Origin of the sequence: Sphingobium trunci (assembly GCF_022664535.1) — a bacterium.
Classification (GTDB): Bacteria; Pseudomonadota; Alphaproteobacteria; order Sphingomonadales; family Sphingomonadaceae; genus Sphingobium.
The window spans coordinates 34792-56518 of the sequence record NZ_JAKUJY010000021.1 but is presented as its reverse complement, the minus strand read 5'-3'; the positions used below and the strand labels follow the sequence as shown (position 1 = coordinate 56518).

29 protein-coding genes are annotated in these 21727 nt (G+C 64.8%); 5 read left to right on the top strand and 24 right to left on the bottom strand.

What is annotated here, in order from left to right:
• Positions 1-20: 20 nt before the first annotated feature.
• Both MJ601_RS16660 and MJ601_RS16655 read right to left on the bottom strand, forming a co-directional pair.
• On the bottom strand, positions 21-1229 hold the full coding sequence (locus tag MJ601_RS16660; protein WP_242128437.1) for an FAD-dependent monooxygenase: 1209 nt from the start codon (positions 1227-1229) through the stop codon (positions 21-23).
• A gap of 224 nt (positions 1230-1453) precedes the next feature.
• Positions 1454-2545, bottom strand: a complete 1092-nt coding sequence (locus MJ601_RS16655; protein ID WP_242128436.1) for a branched-chain amino acid aminotransferase — start codon at positions 2543-2545, stop codon at positions 1454-1456.
• A 159-nt stretch (positions 2546-2704) separates the two neighbouring features.
• Between MJ601_RS16655 and MJ601_RS16650 the strand changes: the two genes are divergently transcribed.
• Both MJ601_RS16650 and MJ601_RS16645 read left to right on the top strand, forming a co-directional pair.
• The gene (locus MJ601_RS16650; RefSeq protein WP_242128435.1) at positions 2705-3736 is read left to right on the top strand and encodes a threonine aldolase family protein; all 1032 of its coding nucleotides are present in this window, start codon (positions 2705-2707) and stop codon (positions 3734-3736) included.
• Positions 3733-4626 (top strand): DMT family transporter, encoded by an 894-nt coding sequence (locus MJ601_RS16645; RefSeq protein ID WP_242128433.1) that lies wholly within the window; start codon positions 3733-3735, stop codon positions 4624-4626. Before MJ601_RS16650 ends, MJ601_RS16645 begins: the two co-directional genes overlap by 4 nt.
• Here MJ601_RS16645 and MJ601_RS16640 read toward each other — a convergent pair.
• The 12 genes from MJ601_RS16640 to MJ601_RS16585 all read right to left on the bottom strand — a co-directional run bounded on the left by MJ601_RS16640 (position 4623) and on the right by MJ601_RS16585 (position 12826).
• On the bottom strand, positions 4623-4778 hold the full coding sequence (locus MJ601_RS16640; RefSeq protein ID WP_242128432.1) for a hypothetical protein: 156 nt from the start codon (positions 4776-4778) through the stop codon (positions 4623-4625). The genes MJ601_RS16645 and MJ601_RS16640 overlap by 4 nt on opposite strands.
• A 93-nt stretch (positions 4779-4871) precedes the next feature.
• A complete protein-coding gene (locus MJ601_RS16635; RefSeq protein WP_242128431.1) occupies positions 4872-5669 on the bottom strand; it encodes a Rossmann-fold NAD(P)-binding domain-containing protein in 798 nt (265 codons plus the stop codon).
• Between the two features lie 12 nt (positions 5670-5681).
• Positions 5682-6041, bottom strand: a complete 360-nt coding sequence (locus tag MJ601_RS16630) for a HesB/IscA family protein (protein ID WP_242128429.1) — start codon at positions 6039-6041, stop codon at positions 5682-5684.
• Positions 6041-6505 carry an SUF system Fe-S cluster assembly protein gene (locus tag MJ601_RS16625; protein WP_242128428.1) on the bottom strand — a complete coding sequence of 155 codons (465 nt, stop codon included), beginning with the start codon at positions 6503-6505 and terminating at the stop codon, positions 6041-6043. The genes MJ601_RS16630 and MJ601_RS16625 overlap by 1 nt, the downstream gene beginning before the upstream one ends.
• On the bottom strand, positions 6498-7712 hold the full coding sequence (locus tag MJ601_RS16620; protein WP_242128426.1) for a cysteine desulfurase: 1215 nt from the start codon (positions 7710-7712) through the stop codon (positions 6498-6500). The genes MJ601_RS16625 and MJ601_RS16620 overlap by 8 nt, the downstream gene beginning before the upstream one ends.
• Positions 7709-8476 (bottom strand): SufD family Fe-S cluster assembly protein, encoded by a 768-nt coding sequence (locus MJ601_RS16615; protein ID WP_242128424.1) that lies wholly within the window; start codon positions 8474-8476, stop codon positions 7709-7711. Before MJ601_RS16615 ends, MJ601_RS16620 begins: the two co-directional genes overlap by 4 nt.
• Positions 8473-9219, bottom strand: coding sequence for a Fe-S cluster assembly ATPase SufC (gene sufC / locus MJ601_RS16610; RefSeq protein ID WP_242128422.1), 747 nt, complete (start codon positions 9217-9219; stop codon positions 8473-8475). Before sufC ends, MJ601_RS16615 begins: the two co-directional genes overlap by 4 nt.
• A 3-nt stretch (positions 9220-9222) precedes the next feature.
• The gene (locus tag MJ601_RS16605; RefSeq protein ID WP_242128420.1) at positions 9223-9678 is read right to left on the bottom strand and encodes a hypothetical protein; all 456 of its coding nucleotides are present in this window, start codon (positions 9676-9678) and stop codon (positions 9223-9225) included.
• 19 nt (positions 9679-9697) lie between these two features.
• Positions 9698-9889 carry a hypothetical protein gene (locus MJ601_RS16600; protein WP_242128419.1) on the bottom strand — a complete coding sequence of 64 codons (192 nt, stop codon included), beginning with the start codon at positions 9887-9889 and terminating at the stop codon, positions 9698-9700.
• Between the two features lie 109 nt (positions 9890-9998).
• A complete protein-coding gene (gene sufB, locus MJ601_RS16595) occupies positions 9999-11483 on the bottom strand; it encodes a Fe-S cluster assembly protein SufB (protein WP_242128417.1) in 1485 nt (494 codons plus the stop codon).
• A complete protein-coding gene (locus MJ601_RS16590; RefSeq protein ID WP_242128415.1) occupies positions 11480-11890 on the bottom strand; it encodes an RrF2 family transcriptional regulator in 411 nt (136 codons plus the stop codon). The genes sufB and MJ601_RS16590 overlap by 4 nt, the downstream gene beginning before the upstream one ends.
• 105 nt (positions 11891-11995) lie before the next feature.
• The gene (locus MJ601_RS16585) at positions 11996-12826 is read right to left on the bottom strand and encodes a helix-turn-helix domain-containing protein (protein ID WP_242128414.1); all 831 of its coding nucleotides are present in this window, start codon (positions 12824-12826) and stop codon (positions 11996-11998) included.
• A gap of 454 nt (positions 12827-13280) precedes the next feature.
• Here MJ601_RS16585 and MJ601_RS16580 point away from each other — a divergent pair, with 454 nt between their 5' ends.
• Positions 13281-14318 carry a quinone-dependent dihydroorotate dehydrogenase gene (locus tag MJ601_RS16580; RefSeq protein WP_242128482.1) on the top strand — a complete coding sequence of 346 codons (1038 nt, stop codon included), beginning with the start codon at positions 13281-13283 and terminating at the stop codon, positions 14316-14318.
• A gap of 55 nt (positions 14319-14373) precedes the next feature.
• Entirely contained in the window at positions 14374-16068 is a 1695-nt protein-coding gene (ggt, locus tag MJ601_RS16575) for a gamma-glutamyltransferase (RefSeq protein ID WP_242128412.1), read from the top strand.
• 8 nt (positions 16069-16076) lie between these two features.
• Here ggt and MJ601_RS16570 read toward each other — a convergent pair whose 3' ends face one another.
• From MJ601_RS16570 to MJ601_RS16530, 9 genes are all read right to left on the bottom strand, one after another.
• Complete coding sequence (locus tag MJ601_RS16570; protein WP_242128410.1) at positions 16077-16571, bottom strand: hypothetical protein; 495 nt, start codon at positions 16569-16571, stop codon at positions 16077-16079.
• Between the two features lie 67 nt (positions 16572-16638).
• Positions 16639-17052, bottom strand: coding sequence for a SufE family protein (locus tag MJ601_RS16565; RefSeq protein ID WP_242128408.1), 414 nt, complete (start codon positions 17050-17052; stop codon positions 16639-16641).
• A gap of 53 nt (positions 17053-17105) precedes the next feature.
• Positions 17106-17339, bottom strand: a complete 234-nt coding sequence (locus MJ601_RS16560; protein ID WP_242128406.1) for a hypothetical protein — start codon at positions 17337-17339, stop codon at positions 17106-17108.
• 31 nt (positions 17340-17370) lie between these two features.
• Positions 17371-17622 carry a hypothetical protein gene (locus tag MJ601_RS16555; RefSeq protein ID WP_242128404.1) on the bottom strand — a complete coding sequence of 84 codons (252 nt, stop codon included), beginning with the start codon at positions 17620-17622 and terminating at the stop codon, positions 17371-17373.
• Between the two features lie 29 nt (positions 17623-17651).
• Positions 17652-17855, bottom strand: coding sequence for a hypothetical protein (locus tag MJ601_RS16550; RefSeq protein ID WP_242128480.1), 204 nt, complete (start codon positions 17853-17855; stop codon positions 17652-17654).
• Between the two features lie 164 nt (positions 17856-18019).
• Positions 18020-18400, bottom strand: coding sequence for an envelope stress response membrane protein PspC (gene pspC, locus MJ601_RS16545; protein WP_242128402.1), 381 nt, complete (start codon positions 18398-18400; stop codon positions 18020-18022).
• 1 nt (position 18401) lies between these two features.
• On the bottom strand, positions 18402-18683 hold the full coding sequence (pspB, locus tag MJ601_RS16540) for an envelope stress response membrane protein PspB (RefSeq protein ID WP_242128400.1): 282 nt from the start codon (positions 18681-18683) through the stop codon (positions 18402-18404).
• 3 nt (positions 18684-18686) lie between these two features.
• Positions 18687-19355, bottom strand: a complete 669-nt coding sequence (gene pspA / locus MJ601_RS16535; protein ID WP_242128398.1) for a phage shock protein PspA — start codon at positions 19353-19355, stop codon at positions 18687-18689.
• Positions 19356-19394: 39 nt separating this feature from the next.
• Positions 19395-19568 (bottom strand): hypothetical protein, encoded by a 174-nt coding sequence (locus MJ601_RS16530; protein WP_242128397.1) that lies wholly within the window; start codon positions 19566-19568, stop codon positions 19395-19397.
• Positions 19569-19756: 188 nt separating this feature from the next.
• Between MJ601_RS16530 and pspF the strand changes: the two genes are divergently transcribed.
• Positions 19757-20785 (top strand): phage shock protein operon transcriptional activator, encoded by a 1029-nt coding sequence (gene pspF, locus MJ601_RS16525; RefSeq protein ID WP_242128395.1) that lies wholly within the window; start codon positions 19757-19759, stop codon positions 20783-20785.
• Positions 20786-20788: 3 nt separating this feature from the next.
• Here pspF and MJ601_RS16520 read toward each other — a convergent pair whose 3' ends face one another.
• A complete protein-coding gene (locus MJ601_RS16520; RefSeq protein ID WP_242128394.1) occupies positions 20789-21667 on the bottom strand; it encodes a 3-hydroxybutyryl-CoA dehydrogenase in 879 nt (292 codons plus the stop codon).
• Positions 21668-21727 lie beyond the last annotated feature (60 nt).

Here is a 21727-nt window from a genome sequence, read left to right as displayed (position 1 = left end):
GAGTTAGCCGGAAGCGGCTCCTAAACCATCTCACCCGTCAGCAGGCGGGGTAGCGCACCGGATTGTCCCCGTGCCTCGGCCATGAAGCGGTTCTTGAGCAGCGAAGTGCGCTGCACCGCCGCCAGTCCGGCACGGCGCACGAGCGAAGGAATCCGCCCCGGCACATCGAACAGGCGGACCAGCCCGTCCATCGCCACGCTGGTCATCATGGCGTCGAGACCACGCCAGCGCTGATAGCGCGCCAGCAACTGTGCATCGCCCGGATCGAGGCCCAGGCGCATGCCCTCGACCAGCACCTCCACCAGCGCGGCGACATCGCGCAGGCCGAGGTTGAGGCCCTGCCCGGCAATGGGATGGATGGCATGGGCGCTGTCGCCCACCAGCGCGAGCCGGGTGTCGGTGATGCGGGCGGCATGGTGAAAACCGAGCGGATAGCTGGAACGCGGCCCCGCCAGCGCGATTTCGCCCAGGAAGCCGCCAATCCGCTTCTGCGCTTCGGCCAGCCAGGCGCGTTCGGACAGCTTCATCATGGCGGGCGCCTGTTCGGTAGGGACGGTCCAGACGATGGCCGAGCGGGTACCCGGCAGCATCGGCAGCAGTGCGAAGGGGCCGCCCGGGTAGAAAATCTCATAGGCCGTATTCGCGTGCGGCACTTCATGGTCGATGGCAGTGACCATCGCGACATGCCTGTAGGCCCAGCGCGTCGTGCGAATGCCTGCCGCCTCGCGGGTCGGGCTGTTGCGGCCCTCCGCCGCGACCAGCAGCGCGCCGTGGATGATCTCGCCGCTAGCCAGCGTCAGAGCCACGCCATCAGCATTGCGATCGACATGGATGGCGCGATCGGGCTGGAAACGGATGAGATTTTCGGCATGCTCCGCCGTCTGCGCGAGCGCGACGCGCAGGTCGCGATTGGGGAACATGATCCCCATGACGCCGTCATCCGCATCCGGCGCGAAATCGAGCGCGCCCGGTTCCAATCCGTCGCTGACCCAGATGCGGTCGATGGGACAGCCCTTGCCCTCCAGATGCGCGGCGACGCCGATGGCGGACAGCATGGCATGGCTGGTGGAACTGATCGCCGAGACCCGGCCGTCAAAACCGGCCGCGGTGGTTTCGACCGGATTGGCCGGATCGACCACGGCGCAGCGCACGCCATGGCCGGAAAGCGCGATGCCAAGGGTCAGGCCGACCAGGCCACCGCCCAATATGACGACGTCGAAGCGTTGCATGACGGCGTTCTAGGCGCTCTCCATCCGTTTGAAAAGCATCGCCCCCGCATTCGTCCGGAACGCGGGGGCGGCATATTGTCCCAGATGGGCGTCTTGCGGGGCATGACGGCACCGGCCATCTCCCCCACCCGGCCATCCAACGGCAGTATTCTATGGGTGGCCGGGTGGGGGAGAGGGCCGGTGCCGTCCGAAATGCGCTCCTCCGCGCATTTCCCCATCAACTCTTAAAGCTTGCGAACCCAGTTGGCAGGGTCGGCCACCGTGCCGCGCTGGATTCCCGTCAACTCGGCACGCAGACCTTCGGTGACGATGCCGCCATCACCATTGCCGATCGTGAAGTCGCCATCGACGCTCTTCACCGTGCCGATCGCCGTGACGACCGCCGCCGTGCCGCAGGCGAAGGCCTCGCGCAGCTTGCCGCTTGCCGCATCGGCGCGCCACTGGGCGAAGCTGTAGGGTTCCTCGCGCACCTCATGCCCCTGGGCGCGGGCGAGCGAGATGATGCTGTTGCGGGTGATGCCGGGCAGGATGGTGCCGCCCAGCGGCGGCGTGACGATCGAGCCGTCGTCCATCACGAAGAAGACGTTCATGCCGCCCAGTTCCTCGACCCACTTGTTCTCGGCGGCGTCGAGGAAGACGACCTGGTCGCAACCATGCCTGATCGCTTCCTTCTGCGCGACCAGCGAAGCGGCATAATTGCCGCCGCATTTGGCCGCGCCCGTGCCGCCGCGCGCGGCGCGGGTGAAATGTTCCGACACCCAGAGCGTGACCGCCTTCTTGCCGCCCTTGAAATAGGCGCCAGCGGGGGAAGCGATGACGCAGAAAATATATTCGTTGGCTGGACGCACGCCCAGGAAGGTCTCGCTCGCGAACATGAACGGTCGCAGATAGAGGCTGCCCTCGCCGCCCGGAATCCAGTCGCCGTCGATCTTCACCAGTTCCTCGACCGCCTCCATGAAGACGTCTTCGGGCAGGGCCGGCATGGCCATGCGCTCGGCCGATTCGGCGAAGCGGCGGGCATTTTCCTCCGGCCGGAACATGGCGATGCTGCCATCCTCCAGGCGATAGGCCTTCATGCCTTCGAAGATTTCCTGCGCATAATGCAGCACGGCGCAGGCCGGATCGAGCTGGAACGGTTCGCGCGGGCCGATGGCGTGGCTGTGCCAGCCCTGCCCCTCGGTATAGCGGATCGTCACCATATGATCGGTGAAGAGCTTGCCGAAGCCGGGGTCCGCCAGCAATGCGGCGCGCCGGTCAGCCGATACGGCCTTGCCGCTGCGGGTGACGGTGAAGCGCGAAGTCTGCTGGACGTCCATGATGGCAAGCTCCTTTGGTTGGACGGGGCCGCCCCTATGTCACAGATGGCGGTGCGAAACAATGGGTCATTATTACTGACCAATTTTCGCGCCGACAGGGCCGGTCGGCGGCGGGTGGCATCTTGGCGCTGGCGGATCGCACGGCTATCCCTTCCTCCCATGCATTTTTTCTCCGACAATGCGACGCCGGTCTGCCCCGAAGTGATGGCCGCCATAGCCGCCGCCGACCGGGCGGACCATGGCTATGACGGCGACCAGTGGAGCGCCCGGTTGAACGGCGCCTTTTCCGATCTGTTCGGGGCGCCGGTCGAGGCGCTGTGGATCGCCACCGGCACGGCCGCGAACAGCATCGCGCTGGCCTGCCTCTGCCCACCCTATGGCGGGGTGATCTGCCATGAGGAGGCGCATGTCGTCGTCGACGAATGCGGCGCTCCGGGCTTCTATACCCATGGCGCGAGCCTGATGGCGCTGCCCGGCGCCGGCGCGAAGCTGGCGCCGGAGGCGGTGCGGGAGCGGTTGAGGGCGATCCGGCCCGATGTGCATCAGGTGCCTGCGCGGGCGATCAGCATCACGCAGGCGAGCGAATATGGGCTGGCCTACACCCCCGACGAGGTGGCGGCGCTGGGCGCGACCGCGCAGGAACATGGGCTGGGATTCCATATGGACGGGGCGCGCTTTGCCAATGCGGTGGCGCATCTGGGCTGTCATCCGGGCGACGTGACCTGGCGGGCGGGGGTCGACATCCTCTCCTTCGGCTGCGTCAAGAATGGCGGGATGATGGGCGAGGCCCTCGTCTTTTTCGGGGACCGGGCAGCAAAGCGCGCGGCGGAGGCGGCGCGCTGGCGCAAGCGGGGCGGGCATCTCCTTTCCAAGGGCCGCTATCTCGCGGCGCAGCTATTGGCGATGGTCGAGGATGGGCTGTGGCTGCGCAATGCGCGGGCGGCCAATGCGGCGGCCCAAACTTTGGCAAAAGCTGCCCTGACGGCGGGGGCCGAGGGGCGGCTGATGCATCCGGTGGAGGCCAATGAGCTGTTCATCCGGCTGACCGGGGAGGAAGCGGCAGCGCTGCGGGCACAGGGCTTCGATTTCTACGATTGGGGCGAGGGCGCGGCGCGGCTGGTGACCAACTGGTCGCAGGATGCCGCCAGCGTTCGGCCGCTGGCGGACGCGCTGCGGGCCTTGACGGCATGACGGAGAGCAAGGGGGGTGTCGTCATCCCCTTCATCCTCGTCACGTTGATCTGGAGTTCGACCTGGATCGTGATCCGCGACCAGCTGGGCAACGTGCCTGCAAGCTGGTCGGTCTGCTACCGCTTTCTGGTGGCGGGGGTGGCGATGACGATCTTCGCCAGGGTGCGCGGGATTTCACTCAAGATCGGCGGCAGGGGGCTGGTCTTTGCCGGGCTGCTGGGGGTGGCGCAGTTCGTGCTGAACTTCAATTTCGTCTATCGCGCAGAACATTATCTGACCTCCGGCGTAGTCGCGGTGGTCTATGCGATGCTGCTGATCCCCAACAGCATCATGAGCTTCCTCTTCTTCCGCCAGCCGGTCGGGCGGGGCTTCATCGCCGGGTCAGTTGTCGCTGTGACGGGGATCGCGCTGATGCTGGCGCATGAATATCATGCCGCCAGCGTCCGCCCGGACATGGTGCTGCTGGGCGCCGCTCTTGCCGTCGCGGGGCTGATGAGCGCGTCTGCCGCCAACGTCATGCAGGGGATGGAGATTGCGCGGCGGCTTCCCATGGTGGCCGTGCTGGCCTGGGCCATGCTGATCGGCGCCGGGATCGACGCGCTGTTCGCATGGGTCACGACCGGGCCGCCGGTGATCGAGGCGCGGCTGGGCTATCTCTTCGGGATTGCCTGGCTGGGACTGGCGGGATCGGTGGTGACCTTTCCGCTCTATTTCCGGCTGATCCAGCGCATCGGCGCGGGCCGCGCGGCCTATACGAGCGTGCTGATCCCGGTGATCGCCATGCTGATCTCGACGGCCGTGGAGGGCTATCGCTGGACGGCGCTGGCCGGGCTGGGCGCATTGCTGGCCATCGCCGGGATGGTCGTGGCGCTGCGGACCAAAACGGCCTAACGGCGCAGGCCTGGCTGGTAGAGGCGCTTGGCCGCGTTCACCCGGTCGATCAGGCTGGCAAGCGGGACCGGCGCGGATGCCGCTCGTTCCGGCAGCGGCAGGCCGTTGATGCGCTGGCCCAAAGCGGTGAAGGCGTGATCGAAATGGTCCATGTCCTGCATCCCTTGAAAAAGCTGACAGGACAGCCTTCGGGCCGCGATGGTTAAGAAGGCGTTAGCAATATTTTCAGCTTGCGACGAGCCGAGTCAAAGGCAGGCGCGCAGGCCTTCGCGATAGGTGGGGTAGCGCGGCGACCAGCCGAGCAGGCGTCTGGCCCGGCCATTCGCAACCCTGCGATTTTCCGCATAGAAGGCCCGCGCCATCGGGGAAAGCTGCGCCTGCGCCAGCGTGAGCAGCGGCGGGACAGGCTGGCCGAGAAGAACGCAGGCCTCCTCGATCAGCCGGTTCTGCGCACAGGGCCAGTCGTCGGAGAGATTGTAGATGCCGGGCGGGCCGTGGTGGATCGAGGCGATCACGCCTGCGACGATATCGTCGACATGGGCGCGGCTGAACACCTGGTCGGGCAGGTCGATGCGATGCGCGCGCCCGTCCCGCACCCGGTCGAGCGCGGAGCGGCCGGGGCCGTAAATGCCCGGCAGGCGAAAGCGGCGCATGTCGGGGCGGAGCGCGCCCCAGTCCCTGTCGGCCTGCGCGCGGGCGGCGCGGCGGCCAAGGCCGACCGGACTGCTTTCATCCACCCATGCCCCTGCCGCGTCGCCATAGACGCCGGTGGAGGAGAGATAGCCGGTCCAGATCGCGGGCGCGGCGGCAATGGCAGCGCCATAGCGGGTCAGGACGGGATCCGCATCGCCCTCCGGTGGGACGGAGGAGAGGATATGCGTGGCCTGCGCGATAGCGGCACGGACAGCGCTTTCATCGTCAAAGGCGAGTGCTTCGGCATCGGCAGTGCGGCGGACGGCGGTGATATGCCAGCCCTCGGCGCGCAGCCGGGCCGCGAGGCGCGATGCGGTATAGCCCAGCCCCAGAATCAGCATATGGGGCATGGACCGCTATCCTCAGACCGTGAAGCTCTCGCCGCAGCCGCAGCTTCCCTTGGCATTGGGGTTGTTGAAGACGAAACCGGCGGTGAAGTCGTCCTCCACCCAATCCATCGTCGATCCGACCAGATAGAGCACCGACGCGCCGTCAATGTAGAAGGTGCCGCCGGGCGTCTCGATCTTCTCGTCGAACTTCGCTTCCTCGCTCACATAGTCGACCGAATAGGCGAGGCCCGAGCAGCCCCGGCGCGGGGTCGAGAGCTTGACGCCGATCGTGCCTTCGGGCGCTTGGCGCATCAGGTCGGCGATACGCTGCTCGGCGCTCGGCGTCAGGATGACGGCGGCGGGACGGGCGCGGATTTTCGTTTCTACGGTCATCAGAGCATTCCCAGTTCGAGCTTCGCCTCGTCCGACATTTTCTGCGGATCCCATGGCGGATCCCAAACGAGGTTCACCTGCGCGTCGCCCACGCCGGGCACCGCGCCGACGCGCAGTTCGACTTCGCCCGGCATGGATTCGGCGACCGGGCAATGCGGCGTGGTCAGCGTCATGGTGACGACGGCATGGCCGTCATCGGTCACGTCGACGCCGTAGACTAGACCGAGGTCATAGATGTTGACCGGGATTTCCGGGTCGTAGATTTCCTTCAGCGCATCGATGATCGCGTCATAGAGGCTGCCGCCCGGTTCGCCCTTGGGCGTTTCGGCAGGCTTGGCGTTCAGGAAGCCAGCAAGATAGTCGCGCTGGCGCGGTTCCTCTTCGACGCGCGCCTTGGGCGGGGTTTCCACCGCCTCGACCTCTTCCACCAAAATCTTGCGGTCCTCGGAATGAGATTCAGTCATTGGCGAAGATCTTCCTCACTCTTTCTATGCCCTTGACCAGCGCGTCCACATCGCTTTCGTCGCTGTAGATGCCGAAGCTGGCCCTTGCGGTCGCCTCGACGCCCAGATGGCGCATCAGCGGCTGCGCGCAATGATGCCCGGCCCGGATCGCGACGCCGGTTTCGTCCAATATGGTGCCGACATCGTGCGGATGCACCCCCTCCACCTCGAAAGAGAGGATGCCCGCCGAATCCCCCGGCCCGAAGACGCGCACGCTGTTCAGGCTCTCCAGCGCCGTCCTCGCCCTGGCGACCAGCGCACATTCATGGGCGTGGATCGCGTCGAGACCGATGGCCTGCACATAATCGATCGCCGCCGAAAGGCCGACGACGCCGGTGATATGCGGCGTCCCCGCCTCGAACCGGGTCGGCGCCGGGGCATAGGTCGTCTTTTCGAAAGTCACCTTGTCGATCATCGACCCACCCCCCTGATAGGGCGGCATGGCGTCGAGCAGTTCCCTGCGCCCCCAGAGCGCGCCGATGCCGGTAGGGCCGTACAACTTGTGCGCGGAAAAGACGTAGAAGTCGCAGTCCAGCGCCTGCACATCGACGGCGAGGCGCGGCACGGCCTGACAGCCGTCGATCAATATCCTCGCGCCGACGCCATGGGCGATGTCGGCGGCGCGGCGGACGTCGAGCACGCTGCCCAGCACGTTCGACACATGGGCCAGCGCGACCATCCTGTGCGCGGGGGTGATCATCGCGGCCATGGCATCAAGGTCGATCTTGCCGTCCGCGGTCAGTGGCACGACGTCGATGGCGGCTCCAACCTTCTCGGCCACGATCTGCCAGGGCACGATATTGCTGTGATGCTCCAGCATCGAGAGCAGGATACGGTCGCCCGCCTTGAGCTGCGTGCCCGCCCAGCATTGCGCGACAAGGTTGATGCCTTCCGTCGCGCCACGGACATAGACGATCTCGCTGTCCGACGCCGCGCCGATGAAGCTTGCGACCTTGCGCCGCGCCGCTTCATAGGCGAGCGTCATATTGGCCGACCGCTCATAGACGCCGCGATGGACCGTCGCATAGTCCGGGCCATAGGCGCGGGCGATGACGTCGATCACGGCATTGGGCTTCTGCGCGGTGGCGGCGCTGTCGAGATAGTGCCAGCTACCGACGCCAGGGAAATCGTGGCGCAGGTCGAGACGGTCGAAGGTGCTGACGGTCATACCAGCCTTTCCAGCTTGGCGAGCGCGGCGGCTTCAAGCCTGTCCTTGACGCCCTTGTCGGCGACATCGTCGAACACGCCCGCGACAAAGGCTTTCAAGAGGAGCGTCTTGGCCGTCGCCGGATCCATGCCGCGCGAAGCCATGTAGAAAAGCGCCTGCTTGTCCAGTTCACCCACGGTGGCGCCATGGGCGCATTTCACGTCGTCGGCGTAGATTTCCAGTTCGGGCTTGGCATTGGCCGTGGCGGTGCGGTCCAGCAGCATGGCCTTGACCGACTGGAAGGCGTCGGTGCGCTGCGCATCGCGGGCGACGTTGATCGATCCGAGATAGCTGCCGGTGGCGCGCTGGCCCAGAATCGAGCGGATGGTCTGGCCGCTGGTCGCATCGGGCTGCGCATGGGTGACGGCGGTGATGATCTCCAGCACCTGGTCGCCGCCGCCGATGATCGCGCCGCTCAGCTCGAAATGTGAACCCTTGCCCAGCGTGACGGTGAAGGTCACGCGGCCGAACTTCCCGCCGATGTTCAGGACATGGAAGTCGAGGCGGGCGCCGTCCGCGATGGTGATGACATAATCATGCACCGCCGTCGCGCCTTCGGCCACGTCCTGCAGCAGATGGTGGCATGCCGTTTCCCCAGCCGCCACTTCGATCTGCGTCGGTGCAGGCGTCGGCCAGATGGAAGCGACAGCCTCCAGGTCGCTGTAACGCCATTCCTCGGCCCTTCGTGTGGGCAGGGGGGGCGAGGCAAGGGTGAGCGTGGTCACGCGGCCACTACCTCCGCATAGCCTTCGCGCTCCAGTTCCAGCGCGAGTTCGGGGCCGCCCGACTTCACGATACGGCCTGCGGCCAGCACATGCACGAAGTCCGGCTTCACATAGTCGAGCAGCCGCTGATAATGGGTGATGAGCAGCACCGCCTTGTCGGGTTTGCGCATGATGGCGTTGATGCCCGACCCCACGATCTTGAGCGCGTCGATGTCGAGGCCGGAGTCGGTCTCGTCGAGGATCGCAAGCTTGGGGTCGAGAATACCCATCTGCACCATTTCGGCGCGCTTCTTCTCGCCGCCCGAAAAGCCGACATTCACCGGCCGTTTCAGCATCTCCATGTCGAGGCCGAGCAGGCCAGCCTTTTCCTTGGCGAGCTTGATGAACTCGCCGCCCGACAGTGGTTCCTGTCCACGCGCCTTGCGCTGCGAATTGAGGCTCTCGCGCAGGAATTGCAGGTTGGAGACACCCGGAATCTCGACCGGATATTGGAAGCCCAAAAAGAGCCCGGCGGCGGCGCGCTCATGCGGTTCCAGCTCGAACAGATCACGCCCTTCGAAGGTCGCGGTACCGCCGGTTACCTCATAGTTCGGACGGCCGCCCAGCGTATAGGCCAGCGTCGACTTGCCCGCGCCGTTCGGCCCCATGATCGCGTGGATTTCGCCCGCGTTGATCGAGAGCGACAGGCCCTTGAGGATCGCCTTGCCGTCGATTTCGTTGGTGAGATTCTCGATGGTGAGCATTGCTTATCCCTTGTGCGCGCGCTGGAGCGTCCGCGCGGTCCAGAAGGCCATGTCCCGCACATCGCCCGGCGCAGGGAACAGCGTGTCGATATGGCGCTTGATCGGCATATAGGGCCACCAGTCAGCACCCGGTTCAGGCGCGCCTTTTTCCAGCACGCCGGTCACGAACTCGGTCACGGGACCCATGCGGGCGAGATTGGGGGCCTTGGCCTTGTGGAACGCCTTGTCGCTCTTGAGCTTCTCGGTGAAGGCGGCATCGCCCTTGTCCAGCGCCTCGCGACATTCGGCCTGATAGGCGTCGAGGTCGCCGAAATCCTTGACGGCGCGCGCCTGAAGCTCGCCATCCTCCAGCTCATAATCCTCGGTCAGGATGCGGATCGCGGCGGTCCATGCCTGGCCATTGCCGACATCCTCCGCGAAATCGGCCAGCGCATCCTGAATATCGTCTTCGTCGCTCAAGTCTCAGTCCTTCAACTTCTCAGTTCAGCGATGATCTCGCGAATTTCATCAGTGCCATCCAGCCGTCGCCTTGCTCCAGCAGGCGTTGCCGGAATGGCTCCAGTTCAGGGCTTGCCTTTACCGACGTAAAAGCATCCCACTCCCACTTACCGCAATGAGGCGCATCGCCAACGAAGCGTTCCAGCATTTCGGCAAGCTCGATCCTCGCCATCGCTCGTCTCCCCGGACTTGATCCGGGGTCCCGCTGCCTTCACCCGTTGCACAGGAAGAAACGGGATGCCGGATCAAGTCCGGCCTGACGGTGAAGGAGACAGCAAGGGTCAACCGACCGACCCTTCCAGCGAAATGCCCAGCAGCTTCTGCGCCTCGACGGCGAACTCCATCGGCAGCTGTTGCAGCACTTCCTTGGCAAACCCATTCACGATCAGCGACACCGCGCTTTCCTGATCCAGTCCGCGCTGCATCGCGTAGAAAAGCTGGTCGTCGCTGATCTTGCTGGTGGTCGCCTCATGCTCGATCTGGGCGCTCGGATTGCGCACCTCGATATAGGGCACCGTATGCGCGCCGCACTGGTCGCCCAGCAGCAGGCTGTCGCACTGGGTGAAGTTGCGCACGCCCTCCGCGCCGGGCGCCACGCGCACCAGGCCGCGATAGGTGTTGTTGCTCCGCCCGGCCGAGATGCCCTTTGACACGATGGTCGAGCGCGAGCCCTTGCCATTGTGGATCATCTTGGTGCCGGTATCGGCCTGCTGCAGATTGTTGGTCAGCGCGACCGAGTAGAATTCGCCCACGCTGTTCTCGCCGTTCAGCACGCAGCTCGGATATTTCCAGGTGATGGCAGAGCCGGTTTCCACCTGCGTCCAGCTGACCTTGCTGTTGCGCCCCTGGCAAAGCGCCCGCTTGGTCACGAAATTATAGATGCCGCCCTTGCCGTTCTCGTCGCCCGGATACCAGTTCTGGACGGTCGAATATTTGATCTCCGCATCGTCCAGCGCAACCAGCTCGACCACGGCGGCGTGGAGCTGATTCTCATCGCGCATCGGGGCGGTACAGCCTTCGAGATAGGAGACGTAACTCCCCTCGTCCGCGACGATGAGCGTGCGCTCGAACTGGCCGGTATTCTCCGCATTGATGCGGAAATAGGTGGAAAGCTCCATCGGGCAGCGAACGCCCTTGGGGATGTAGACGAAGGTGCCGTCGGAAAAGACCGCGCAATTGAGCGTCGCGAAATAATTGTCGTGCATCGGCACGACCTTGCCGAGCCACTTCCTCACCAGGTCCGGATATTCGCGCACCGCCTCGCTGATCGATCGGAAGATGACGCCCGCTTCCTCCAGCTCCTTGCGGAAGGTGGTCGCGACGGACACGCTGTCGAACACCGCGTCGACGGCGACCTTGCGGCTGCCCTTGACGCCCGCCAGCATTTCCTGCTCGGCAATGGGTATTCCCAGCTTCTGATAGGTCGCGAGAATCTCCGGATCGACCTCGTCCAGCGAATTCAGCTCCGCCTTCTTCTTCGGTTCGGCGTAATAATAGGCGTCCTGATAGTCGATCGGCGGCACGTTGAGCTTGGCCCAGTCCGGCGCTTCCATCTGCTGCCACATGGCGAAGGCCTTGAGCCGCCAATCCAGCAGCCATTGCGGCTCCTTCTTCTTGGCCGAGATGAAGCGGACCGTGTCCTCGTTCAGCCCCTTGGGCGCGAAGTCCTGCTCGATGGCCGAGGACCAGCCATGCTCGTAGGTGGAGGCCCGCTCGGCCGCCTCCTGCGCTTCGCGGTTACGGACGGTGGTTGCTTCTTCGGTCATGCCATTTCTCGTGTCAGGCTGGCGATGGTGACGCCCGCCAGCGCCGACCGGATCGCATTGTTCGCCACATTCATATGCGGACGGACGCGGCATTCCTGCTCCAACGAACAGTCATGCGCGCCCTGGTCGGCGCAGGCGGTCATGGCGATCGGGCCTTCGACGGCCTCCACCACATCCGCAAGCGTGATCGCGGCGGGCGGACGGCTGAGGCGCACGCCCCCGCCCGTACCCCGGCTCGATTCCAAAAGGCCTGCCGCCGACAGACGGCTCACCAGCTTCTGCGCGGTGGGCAGGGGGATGCCGGTCTCGGCGGAGAGCGTGGTCGCGTTCATCCTGGCCGCGCCGCAATGGCGCGCTGCGGCCGACATCAGCACTACGGCATAATCTGCGAAACTGGAAAGCCTCATAGCCTTAGTCTTGCGAACCATTCTCAAATCGGATCGAATCAATCCGATTGGCATGTGGTCCCCCTTGTCCCGGGAATCAAGGCATTTCTGCTTGGGTGTCGCCGCTCAGCTGAAACGGTTGATGACCGCCACATCGCCACCCAGCGACCGGCGCAGCAGGGTCAATTGCGCAACAGCGGTAGGTTCTGTCTGCAACTGGTGCGGGGTCAGGCCGATGAAATGCTTAATCTCCCGGATGAAATGGGACTGGTCGTAGAAGCGCCCATCCTCGCACAGTTCCTGCCAGCTTTCATGATCGAGCGCGATGCGCGCGCTGCACCGAAGCGCCCGATATTTACGCGCCAGCAGCTTGGGCGAGCAGCCATAATATTTGTTGGTCAACCGCGCGAGCTGCCGCGGCGACAGGCCGGTCATGTCCGCCAATGTCTCTATGCGCGGCGACCCTTCTCCCATCAGCCAGCCATCGACCGCCTCCAGCAAGCGCCAGGTCGATTCCGGCAGGGCGACCAGCCGTTCCGCCAGAAAGGCCCAGCACAGGGTCGCCATCTCCTCCGCACCCTCGGCGGCACGCAGCTTGTCGAGCAAGTCCCGATAACCCGGCCGGTCTCCCATATCCTGCACCCGGTCAGTCAGGATACTGGCATCGCCGCCATGCAACGCGATCCATCCCGCGGGAAGCAGGGAAATGCCGACTACCCGGCCCGGTCCCCTCAATTCGAAGCGGGTCGCGCCCAATGTGGGACCGAGCAGGCATATTTCCGGCGTCGGAGCAACCGTTCCGTCATGGAAATGATAATCACCGTGGCTTTCCAGCATGAAGCGAAGTTGCGGTACATCGGCACGGGTGACGTCCGAATAATGTTCGGCGGTTTCGGTAAAGATGTAGAGCGACCCGAAATAAGCGTTCAGTTGATCGGGCAACGCAAAGTAACGCAACCGTACCGGTCCCTGCGCCGCGTCGACCGTGTAGGATAATGGTGCTCTATCGTCTTTTGCCGTAATATTTGGCGCCCCCCCGGACGCTTCGCTTTCATGCGAACCCATTTCTCACCCCGTCCCGCAATATGCGCCATCGACGGAAAGGTGCAAGGGCTATGCTTGTGGGAATACCAGTTTTGGTCCGCCCTGGGGGTGACAAGATAAAAATGACCCGGCGGTTTTCACCGCCGGGTCAGGAAAAGGTCTCGTCAGCCATATGGCCTAGAGCCTTCGGGTCGCAGGACTCTCTTACGTCCGAATCGGGGAAATTATATTGGATGAATCGGACATTAGCCGGACCAAAACGGGACGAATCCCAAGGAATCTTGTTAAGAAATGTCGTTCGGGAGCGACTGTGGCCAGCTTGCAACAGCGACTCGACGGGAGCGTCCGGCGCTGGCATAGCGCGGCCATGTCCTACCGCCTCATCCGCCCCCTGTTTTTCGCGCTGGAAGCAGAACGCGCCCATCATCTGTCGATCAAATTGCTTCGGCTGATGCCGACCCCGGCGCCGCTGGCACCCGATTCGGCTCTGACGCAGACGGTGGCGGGTATCGCATTTCCCAATCCGGTCGGTCTGGCCGCGGGTTATGACAAGGAGGGGCTGGTTGCGCACAAGATGCACGGCCTCGGCTTCGGCTTTGCCGAACTGGGGACGCTGACCCCCCTGTCCCAGCCGGGCAATCCCCTGCCCCGGCTGTTCCGGCTGGTGGAAGACAGGGCAGTGATCAACCGCATGGGCTTCAACAATGGCGGCCAGGCGGCAGCGGCGGAGCGGATCGCCAAGCGCAAGCGGCCCGGCGGGCCGGTGATCGGCATCAATATCGGCGCGAACAAGGACGCCGCAGACCGGATCGCGGACTATGCGACGGGCGTGACCTGCATGGCGCCGCTGGCCGACTATCTGACGGTCAACATCTCCTCCCCCAACACGCCCGGACTGCGTGCCCTGCAGGACCGGACGGCGCTCGATCCGTTGCTGGGCGCTGTGATAACGGCGCGAGGAAGCCACAAGACGCCGATTTTCCTGAAGGTGGCGCCGGATCTGGAGCCCGCCGATGTCGAGGATATTGCCGCCGCCTGCATCGATCACGGAATCGACGCACTGATCGTTTCCAACACCACCATTTCCCGGCCTTCGCTGCGTTCGGCGCTGGCAGGGGAAACCGGTGGCCTGTCGGGCGCGCCGCTGCACGACCTCTCGCTCCAAAGGCTGCGGGACTTCCGCAAGGCGCTGGGCTCCCGCCTGCCGCTGATCGGCGTGGGGGGGATTGCCAACGCGGAGCAGGCCTATGCCCGCATCCGGGCAGGCGCCAGCCTGATCCAGCTCTACAGCGCGCTGGTCTATGAAGGGCCTTATCTGGCCAAACGGATCAACGCGGGCCTGAAGGCGCTCATGGCGCGCGATGGCGTCCGCAATATCAGCGAGATAGTGGGTACAGACGCCTGATCCGTCCTGCCCGGCACGGGTTGCAGTATGCAACGTTGAAGCTAGGGTGCCGTGCATGACGTTCCGCCTGATCGGCCTTCTGGCTCCCCTCGCCCTTCTCCTTCCCACGCCCCTTCCCGCCCGCGAGCCGGTTTCGGTCAATGCCACCGTTTCCGCCGCCGACCCTCGTGCCGCCGAGGCGGGGCAGGAAATATTGCGCAAGGGCGGCAGCGCCACCGATGCGGCCATCGCCATGATGCTGACGCTGAACGTGGTCGAGCCGCATAATAGCGGCATCGGCGGCGGCGGTTTCCTGATGCACCATGACGGGCGGACCGGCGTGCTCGAATCGATCGACGGGCGCGAAACGGCGCCCGCAGCGGCACGGCCGGATCGCTTCATGGGGCCGGACGGGCAGCCCCTACCCTTTCGCCAGGCCTGGCCGGGCGGCTATTCCGTGGGCGTCCCGGGCAATGTGCGGCTGGCGTGGGACGCGCACCGCAAATGGGGCAAGCTGCCCTGGGCCGATCTGTTCCAGCCCGCCATCCGCCTGGCCGAACAGGGGTTCGAGGTGCGCCAGCGGCTCGACACAGCGATGAAGGCGGTCGCGCCGGTCTGGGCCGACTTCCCGGAAATCCAGAAATATTTCTGGATCGACGGCAAGCCCGCACCGATGGGCACGATGCTCAAAAATCCTCCGTTGGCCGCACTGTTCAGGCGGATCGCGGCCGAAGGGCCGGATGCCTTCTATCGGGGCGACAATGCCAGGGCGATTGCCGCCACGGTCAGCAACGCACCCAAAAATCCGGTGCCGATGACGGAGGCCGATCTGGCCGGTTATCAGGCCAAGCCGCGCAAGCCGGTCTGCGGCCATTATCGCGTCTACACGATCTGCGGCATGGGACCGGCTTCGGCGGGCGGGATCACGGTGCTGCAGGTGCTGGGCATGGTGGAGCGCTTCCCCCTCGCAGCATGGGGCAAGGATGATCCGCGATCGTGGCATGTCATCGGGGAAGCGATGCAACTCGCCTATGCCGATCGCGACACCTGGCTGGGCGATCCTGACTTCGTAACCGTACCCATCGCCGGGCTGATCGACCCCGGCTATCTGAAACGGCGTTCGGCGTTGATTTCCCTGGGCAAGGCGCTCAACGACTATCGCCCCGGCACCCCGCCGGGGGCGCAGCCCCGCACCGCCGCCGTGCCCCGGCCCGAGGCGGGCACCAGCCATTTCGTCGCCGTGGACCGCAACGGCGACATCGCCGCCTGGACCTCCACCATCGAAAGCTTCTTCGGCAGCCAGCTGGTGGCGAATGGCGTGATCCTGAACAATGAGCTGACCGATTTCAGCTTCACGCCCGAAAAGGACGGTGCCCCGGTCGCCAACCGGGTGGAGCCGGGCAAGCGTCCGCTCTCCTCCATGTCGCCCACGATCGTCTATGACGGCCAGGGAACGCCGATCTTCACGGTCGGCGCGGCGGGCGGCAAGACCATCATCATGCAGGTCGCCAAGGCGTTGATCGCGCATTTCGACTGGGGCCTGTCGGCGCAGGATTCGATCGCCCTCGGCTTTGAATTCTTCGACAAGGACGGGCTGGTGCTGGAGCAGGGCACGTCGCTCGAAGCGATGAAGGCACCGCTCGAGAAGCTGGGCCACAAGGTGTCGGTCAGCCGCTTCGGTCTTAAGGCCAATGCGGCCGAGCGCACGGCCGACGGCCACTGGATTGGCGCCGCAGACCCGCGCAGTCCAGGCGTGTCCCTACAGGAATAGGACTGCGTTCATCCCTTCAGCTTCAGCCCAGAGACGTTGAACCGGAAGGGAAAGCTCGTGTCCTTCGGTCCCACCACCAGATCGACCTTGATGTTTTTGCTGCGCCTGATCGCATCATAGGCTCTGGCGGCGGGCAGCACCTCTATGCCGTCCCTGTTCTCGGTCATTCGCCCCTTCCATTCATGGGCCTTGCCGTCATCGGTCGTGGCCGTGACCCGGCAGTCGGACAGATCGCAGGTGAAAGGCGCGCCGACCAGCTTGACGGTGACGTCCGCCTCTCCCTTCGCCATAGGCTGGACCAGCAGGACCGAGAAGGTGTCCGCCGCGGTCATGGTCTGCACCGTGTTCGCGCTGCCGATATAGGCGACCTTCGTCTTTCCGTCCGCGCCGCCTTCATATTTCCAGGCCTGCCCGATCTGCTCGCGCTGGCTTGGCGCCTTGTCCTCCGGCGAGGAACAGGCCGCGATCATTCCCATGGCAGCCAATGCCCAAAGGCTTCGCATCGCGTCTCTCCTTTCCCGTCATCATTACGGCAGGAGAACGCATCAGCACGGCGCGGTTTCCCTCGGTTCAGCTGTAGCGCAAGGCGGTTTCCCGGATCAGGGCGATCATGTTGGGGATGCCCTGGGTCCGGTTGGAACTGAGCTGGTTCCTGAGGTCGAAGGGCGCCAGCGCGCCTTCGATATCGGTTCCGGCGATGGCGGCGGGCGCCTGGTCCTGCACGGTCAGCAGCACCAGCGCGATGATTCCCTTGGTGATTGCCGCATTGCTGTCGGCCAGGAAATGCAGCCGCCCATCGTCAAGAACCGTGGGATAGACCCACACCGCCGCCGAACAGCCCCTGACCAGGGTCGCATCGGTCTTGAGCGCGTCGGGCATGGGTTCCAGCGTCCGCCCGAGGTCGATCAGCATGCGGTAGCGATCGTCGGCATCAAGAAATTCATATTCTTCGACCAGATCGGTCAGGGCAGGCATTTGGCTCATAGCCGCCATATAGGGGGAAAAGCGGCTCAGGAAAGCCGCTTTTCCCCCAGCCATTACAGGTCGACGCCCGCCGCGATGGCTTCCAGCTTGCGGATGCGTTCCTTGAGATCGGCGACCTCGATCCGCGTCGCGGTGGAAGGCGGCGCAGTGTCCTCCGCCCGCCGCGCCAGTTCCGCGCGTTTCAGTTCCAGCCAGCCATTCCATCCCCGAAGGGCCGTCAGCGCGATGATGGCGAGTCCCGACAAACCCGCCGCCGCCAGAGTGAAAGTGATAAGGGGGTCCTGCATATCGTCCTCCCTAGAGATTTACCGGGCCGCGTCAGTCGCGGTCCCGAAGCTTGTCGAATTCGCGCTCCAGCGCGGTGGAACTGTCGGTCGCCAGCCGTTCCAGCACGGCGACGCGATCCTTGAGCGCCTTCACTTCCGCCCGAAGCCGTTCCGCTTCCGGGTCCGGACCGGGCCGGACGAAGTCCTCGCCCTTACCGCGCCGGACGACACCATATTTGGCCCGGACGACGCTGGCGATGGCAGTGATCGCGACGATGGCGACGACCATTTCAAACGGATTCATCGATTTTACCCTTGCTTGTCAGCCCATCCTCAATTCAACGGCGCATCCCGCAGCCGCTCGATTTCGTCGGACAGGTCCATTCCCTTGTCGGTGACGATCCGCTCCAGCACGCGCACGCGCTGCTCCAGCCTTTCGGTATGGGCCGCATATTGCGCGGTCTTCTCGGCGGTTTCGCGCGACTGCGCGTCGAGCTGCCGTTCCTTGAGCGCCAGCCAGCTTCTGAACCCCTTCATGCCGATGGCTGTGAGCGGGATGAGCACCCAGATCCAGCTTGCTATGTGATTCATTGATCGATCCTTTTCCGGATATCGTCTACCCGTCCATGCTTTGCCGGCGGGCGAGGCTGATTTTTCGACGGGCGCCGCCGCCGGTTCGATGAACGGCGTCGGGTTCCCCCTCAGCGCAGGCTGTCGATCTCTTCGGACAACCGGTTGTTACGGCTAGTATAATAGATCTCGATATCGGCCAGGCGGCGGTCGATGTCGCGGAACTTGGACCGGACATCGCGGGTCGAACGTGCCGGGTTGGAGCGCACGCCCTGCCAGAATTTCTCGTCATCCCGGTCGGAATAGAGGCCCACCGGCTTGTTCTCCGCGAAATAGGCGGCCGCGAAATAGGCGATGAACGACCAGGGAAAAGCCCCCATCAGCGTCACCAGCACCGCGCCGACCCGAACCCAGACCACATCGATCCCGGTATAGTCGGCGATGCCGGCGCATACGCCCATCCACTTGCCATTCTGCTTGTCGAGATAGAATTTGGTGCGACGGGCAGCCATCTCAGTTCCTCCGTTCGGAATAGGGGCGGTCGAAATCATAGCCCTCGTCCTGCGAAGGGCGGGCAGGACGGAAATCGGGGTTGTCGGCGGCGACGATCCGCTCGACCGTCTGCAGCCGCTCCTCCAGCCGCCGGGCGAGCAGATGCAGCTCGTCCAGCAGCTTTTCGTCCTCATCGGTGATCTTGGGCGCCTGCTTCCACTTGGTGACATAGTGGAAAATCAGCCAGGGCATGCCGATGAACAGCATGCCGACGACGGCTATGGGAACGACGATATCTTCCATGCGTCACTCTCCCTTGTTCATCGAGGCCTTGAGCGCGGCGAGTTCGGCATCGACCTTGTCCGACGCCTGAAGCTCTGCGATCTCTTCCTCCAGCGTCTTGGGCTGGGCGCCCAGGCCCATGGCGTCGGCGCGGCCTTCGGCCATGTCCACGCGGCGTTCCAGCATGTCGAAGCGGGCGAAGGCGTCGTTCACCTTCTCGCCGGCATAGGCTTCGCGGACGCGCAGCCGGTTCTGGGCGCTTTCCATCCGGGTCACAAGGCTGTTCTGGCGGGCGCGGGCCTCGCGCAGCTTCGCCTGGAGCTTGGCGATATCCTCTTCCGAGGCACGCAGCGCTTCGTCCAGCACTTCGATCTCGTGGCCAAGCTGTCCGGCCATGTCGGCCGCTTTCTGCTTTTCGACCAGCGCCGCCTTGGCGAGATCCTCGCGATCCTTGCTGAGGGCAAGCTGGGCCTTTTCCGTCCAGCTCGTCTGCAGCGCCTCCAGCTTGGCGATATGGCGCCGCATTTCCTTCTGGTCGGCGATGGTGCGGGCGGCGGAGGCACGTACCTCGACCAGCGTCTCCTCCATCTCGAGGATGATCATGCGGATCATCTTCGCCGGGTCTTCCGCCCGGTCGAGCAGGTCGGTGACATTGGCGGCTATGATATCGCGGGTGCGGGAGAAAATACCCATTTGAACTTCACTCCTGGTACGAACTGGTGGGTCGCGGCCTTACGCCAGATAATGCGCGGCCGCCGGGCAGTCATGGTTCGCGATCAGGGGCAATTCGCTGGCGCGGGCCGGGCCGACCGCCGAAAGGACCAGGGTCGATCCGAACAGGACGGAGGCGATGGCGACGGACAGCAACTGACCGATTTCACGAACCTTGTAGCTCTGCTTTTCCATGACTGAACTCCCTGACACTTGGCCTTCAAAATCATGCCGCCTGTTTGTTCAGCGGCTTTGCTTCCAGCTTTGCAGAAGCCGTGCCAATTTTTGAAAATGGCTGATTTGCGGGGTTTTACAGGGGTAAAACCGGTCCGCGCCAGAATAGCGCTTGCCGAAAGGTGGGAAATTTCACCATAAGTTGGGGAATGGAGAAAAATACCCAGTTCGTCGGCCAGTCGCTGGCCTTTCTGGATGCGGTCGAACAGGCCGGGCGCGCGGCCGAGCTCAACCGGCCGGTGCTGGTGATCGGCGAACGCGGAACCGGCAAGGAGCTGATCGCCGAGCGGCTCCATCGCCTCTCCCCGCGATGGGACGAGCCGCTGATCATCATGAATTGCGCGGCGCTGCCCGAAACGCTGATCGAGGCGGAGCTGTTCGGCCATGAGCAGGGCGCCTTCACCGGCGCGGCGCGGGCGCGGGCGGGCCGGTTCGAGGAGGCGCATCGCGGCACGCTGTTCCTGGACGAGCTGGGCACGCTGTCCATGGCGGCGCAGGAGCGGCTGTTGCGCGTGATCGAATATGGCGAGGTGACGCGGATCGGCGCGTCGCGGCCGATCAATGTCGATGTGCGGATCGTGGCGGCGACCAACGAGGATCTGCCCGCCGCCGCCGATGCCGGACGCTTCCGGCCCGACCTGCTGGATCGCCTCAGTTTCGAGGTCATCACCCTGCCCCCGCTGCGGGCGCGGGAGGGTGACGTCGCGGTGCTGGCCGATCATTTCGGCCGGCGCATGGCGGCCGAGATCGGTTGGCCACAATGGCCGGGCTTTTCCACCGCCTGCATGGCCGAGCTGGAAGCACATGACTGGCCCGGCAACATCCGCGAACTACGCAATGTGGTCGAGCGCGCCGTTTATCGCTGGCCCGATCCGGGACGGCCGGTCGCGGCGATCGTCTTCGATCCCTTCGCCTCACCCTGGAAGCCCAGGCCGCTGATGCCCGCGGCTCCGGAAGCGGCCCCGTCGGCAGTAAGCACGCCGATGGCCACCGCTCCGGCCATCAGCTTCGAGATCATCAGCGACCTCAAATCCGCCGTCGATGCGCATGAAGCCGCGATCGTGCGGGCGGCGCTGGAGCGCTATCGCTACAACCAGCGCGCCACCGCCAAGGGGCTGGGCCTCACCTATGACCAGCTTCGCCATTGCATGAAGAAGCATGGGTTGAGTGCGGGGTAGCCCTTAACGGGTGGGAACCGGCTCCGGTCCCGAATAATCATAGAAGCCCTTGCCGGTCTTGCGCCCCAGCCAGCCCGCCTCGACATATTTGACCAGCAGCGGCGCGGGGCGGTATTTGGGATCGCCGGTCGTGCCTTGCAGCACCTTGCAGATTTCCAGGCAGGTATCGAGACCGACGAAATCCGCCAGCGTCAGCGGACCCATCGGATGGTTGAGGCCCAGCATCACGCCCTTGTCGATATCGGTCACGCTGCCCACGCCTTCGCCCAAAGCGAAGATCGCCTCGTTGAGCATCGGCAGCAGGATGCGGTTCACCACGAAACCGGGCGCGTCGAAGGCATGGACCACCTGCTTGCCGAGGCGGGCGGCAAAGCTTTCGACCGCGCTCACCGTTTCAGGGCTGGTGGCGAGGCCACGGATCACCTCGACCAGCGCCATGACCGGCACGGGGTTGAAGAAATGCACGCCGACGAAGCGGCTGGCGTCGGGCGCCGCCTGCGCCAGCCGGGTGATCGGGATGGAGGAGGTGTTGGAGGCGAGGATCGCGCCGGGCGCGAGCAGCGCGCCGACATTGGCGAAGATGGTGCGCTTGATGTCCTCGCGCTCGGTCGCCGCCTCGATCACCAGCTGGCAGGAGGCCAGCGGCGCGATCTCGCCCACGGGCTGGATGCGGGCGATGGCGGCGTCGGCATCGGCCTGGGCCAGCTTGCCCTTTTCCACCGCCTTGGCGAGCAGGCGGATGATGCCGTCGCGGCCCTTCTGCGCGCGCGGCAGGTCGATGTCGGACAGGATGACGTCATAGCCCGCCTGCGCCGCCACCTGCGCGATGCCCGCGCCCATCTGCCCGGCGCCGATCACGCCCACGGTCCGAATTTCGGTCATGCTTCACCCTCCTGCTGAATCGCCTGATCGCCACCCGGTAGCGGCAAGGGCGCACGCGGA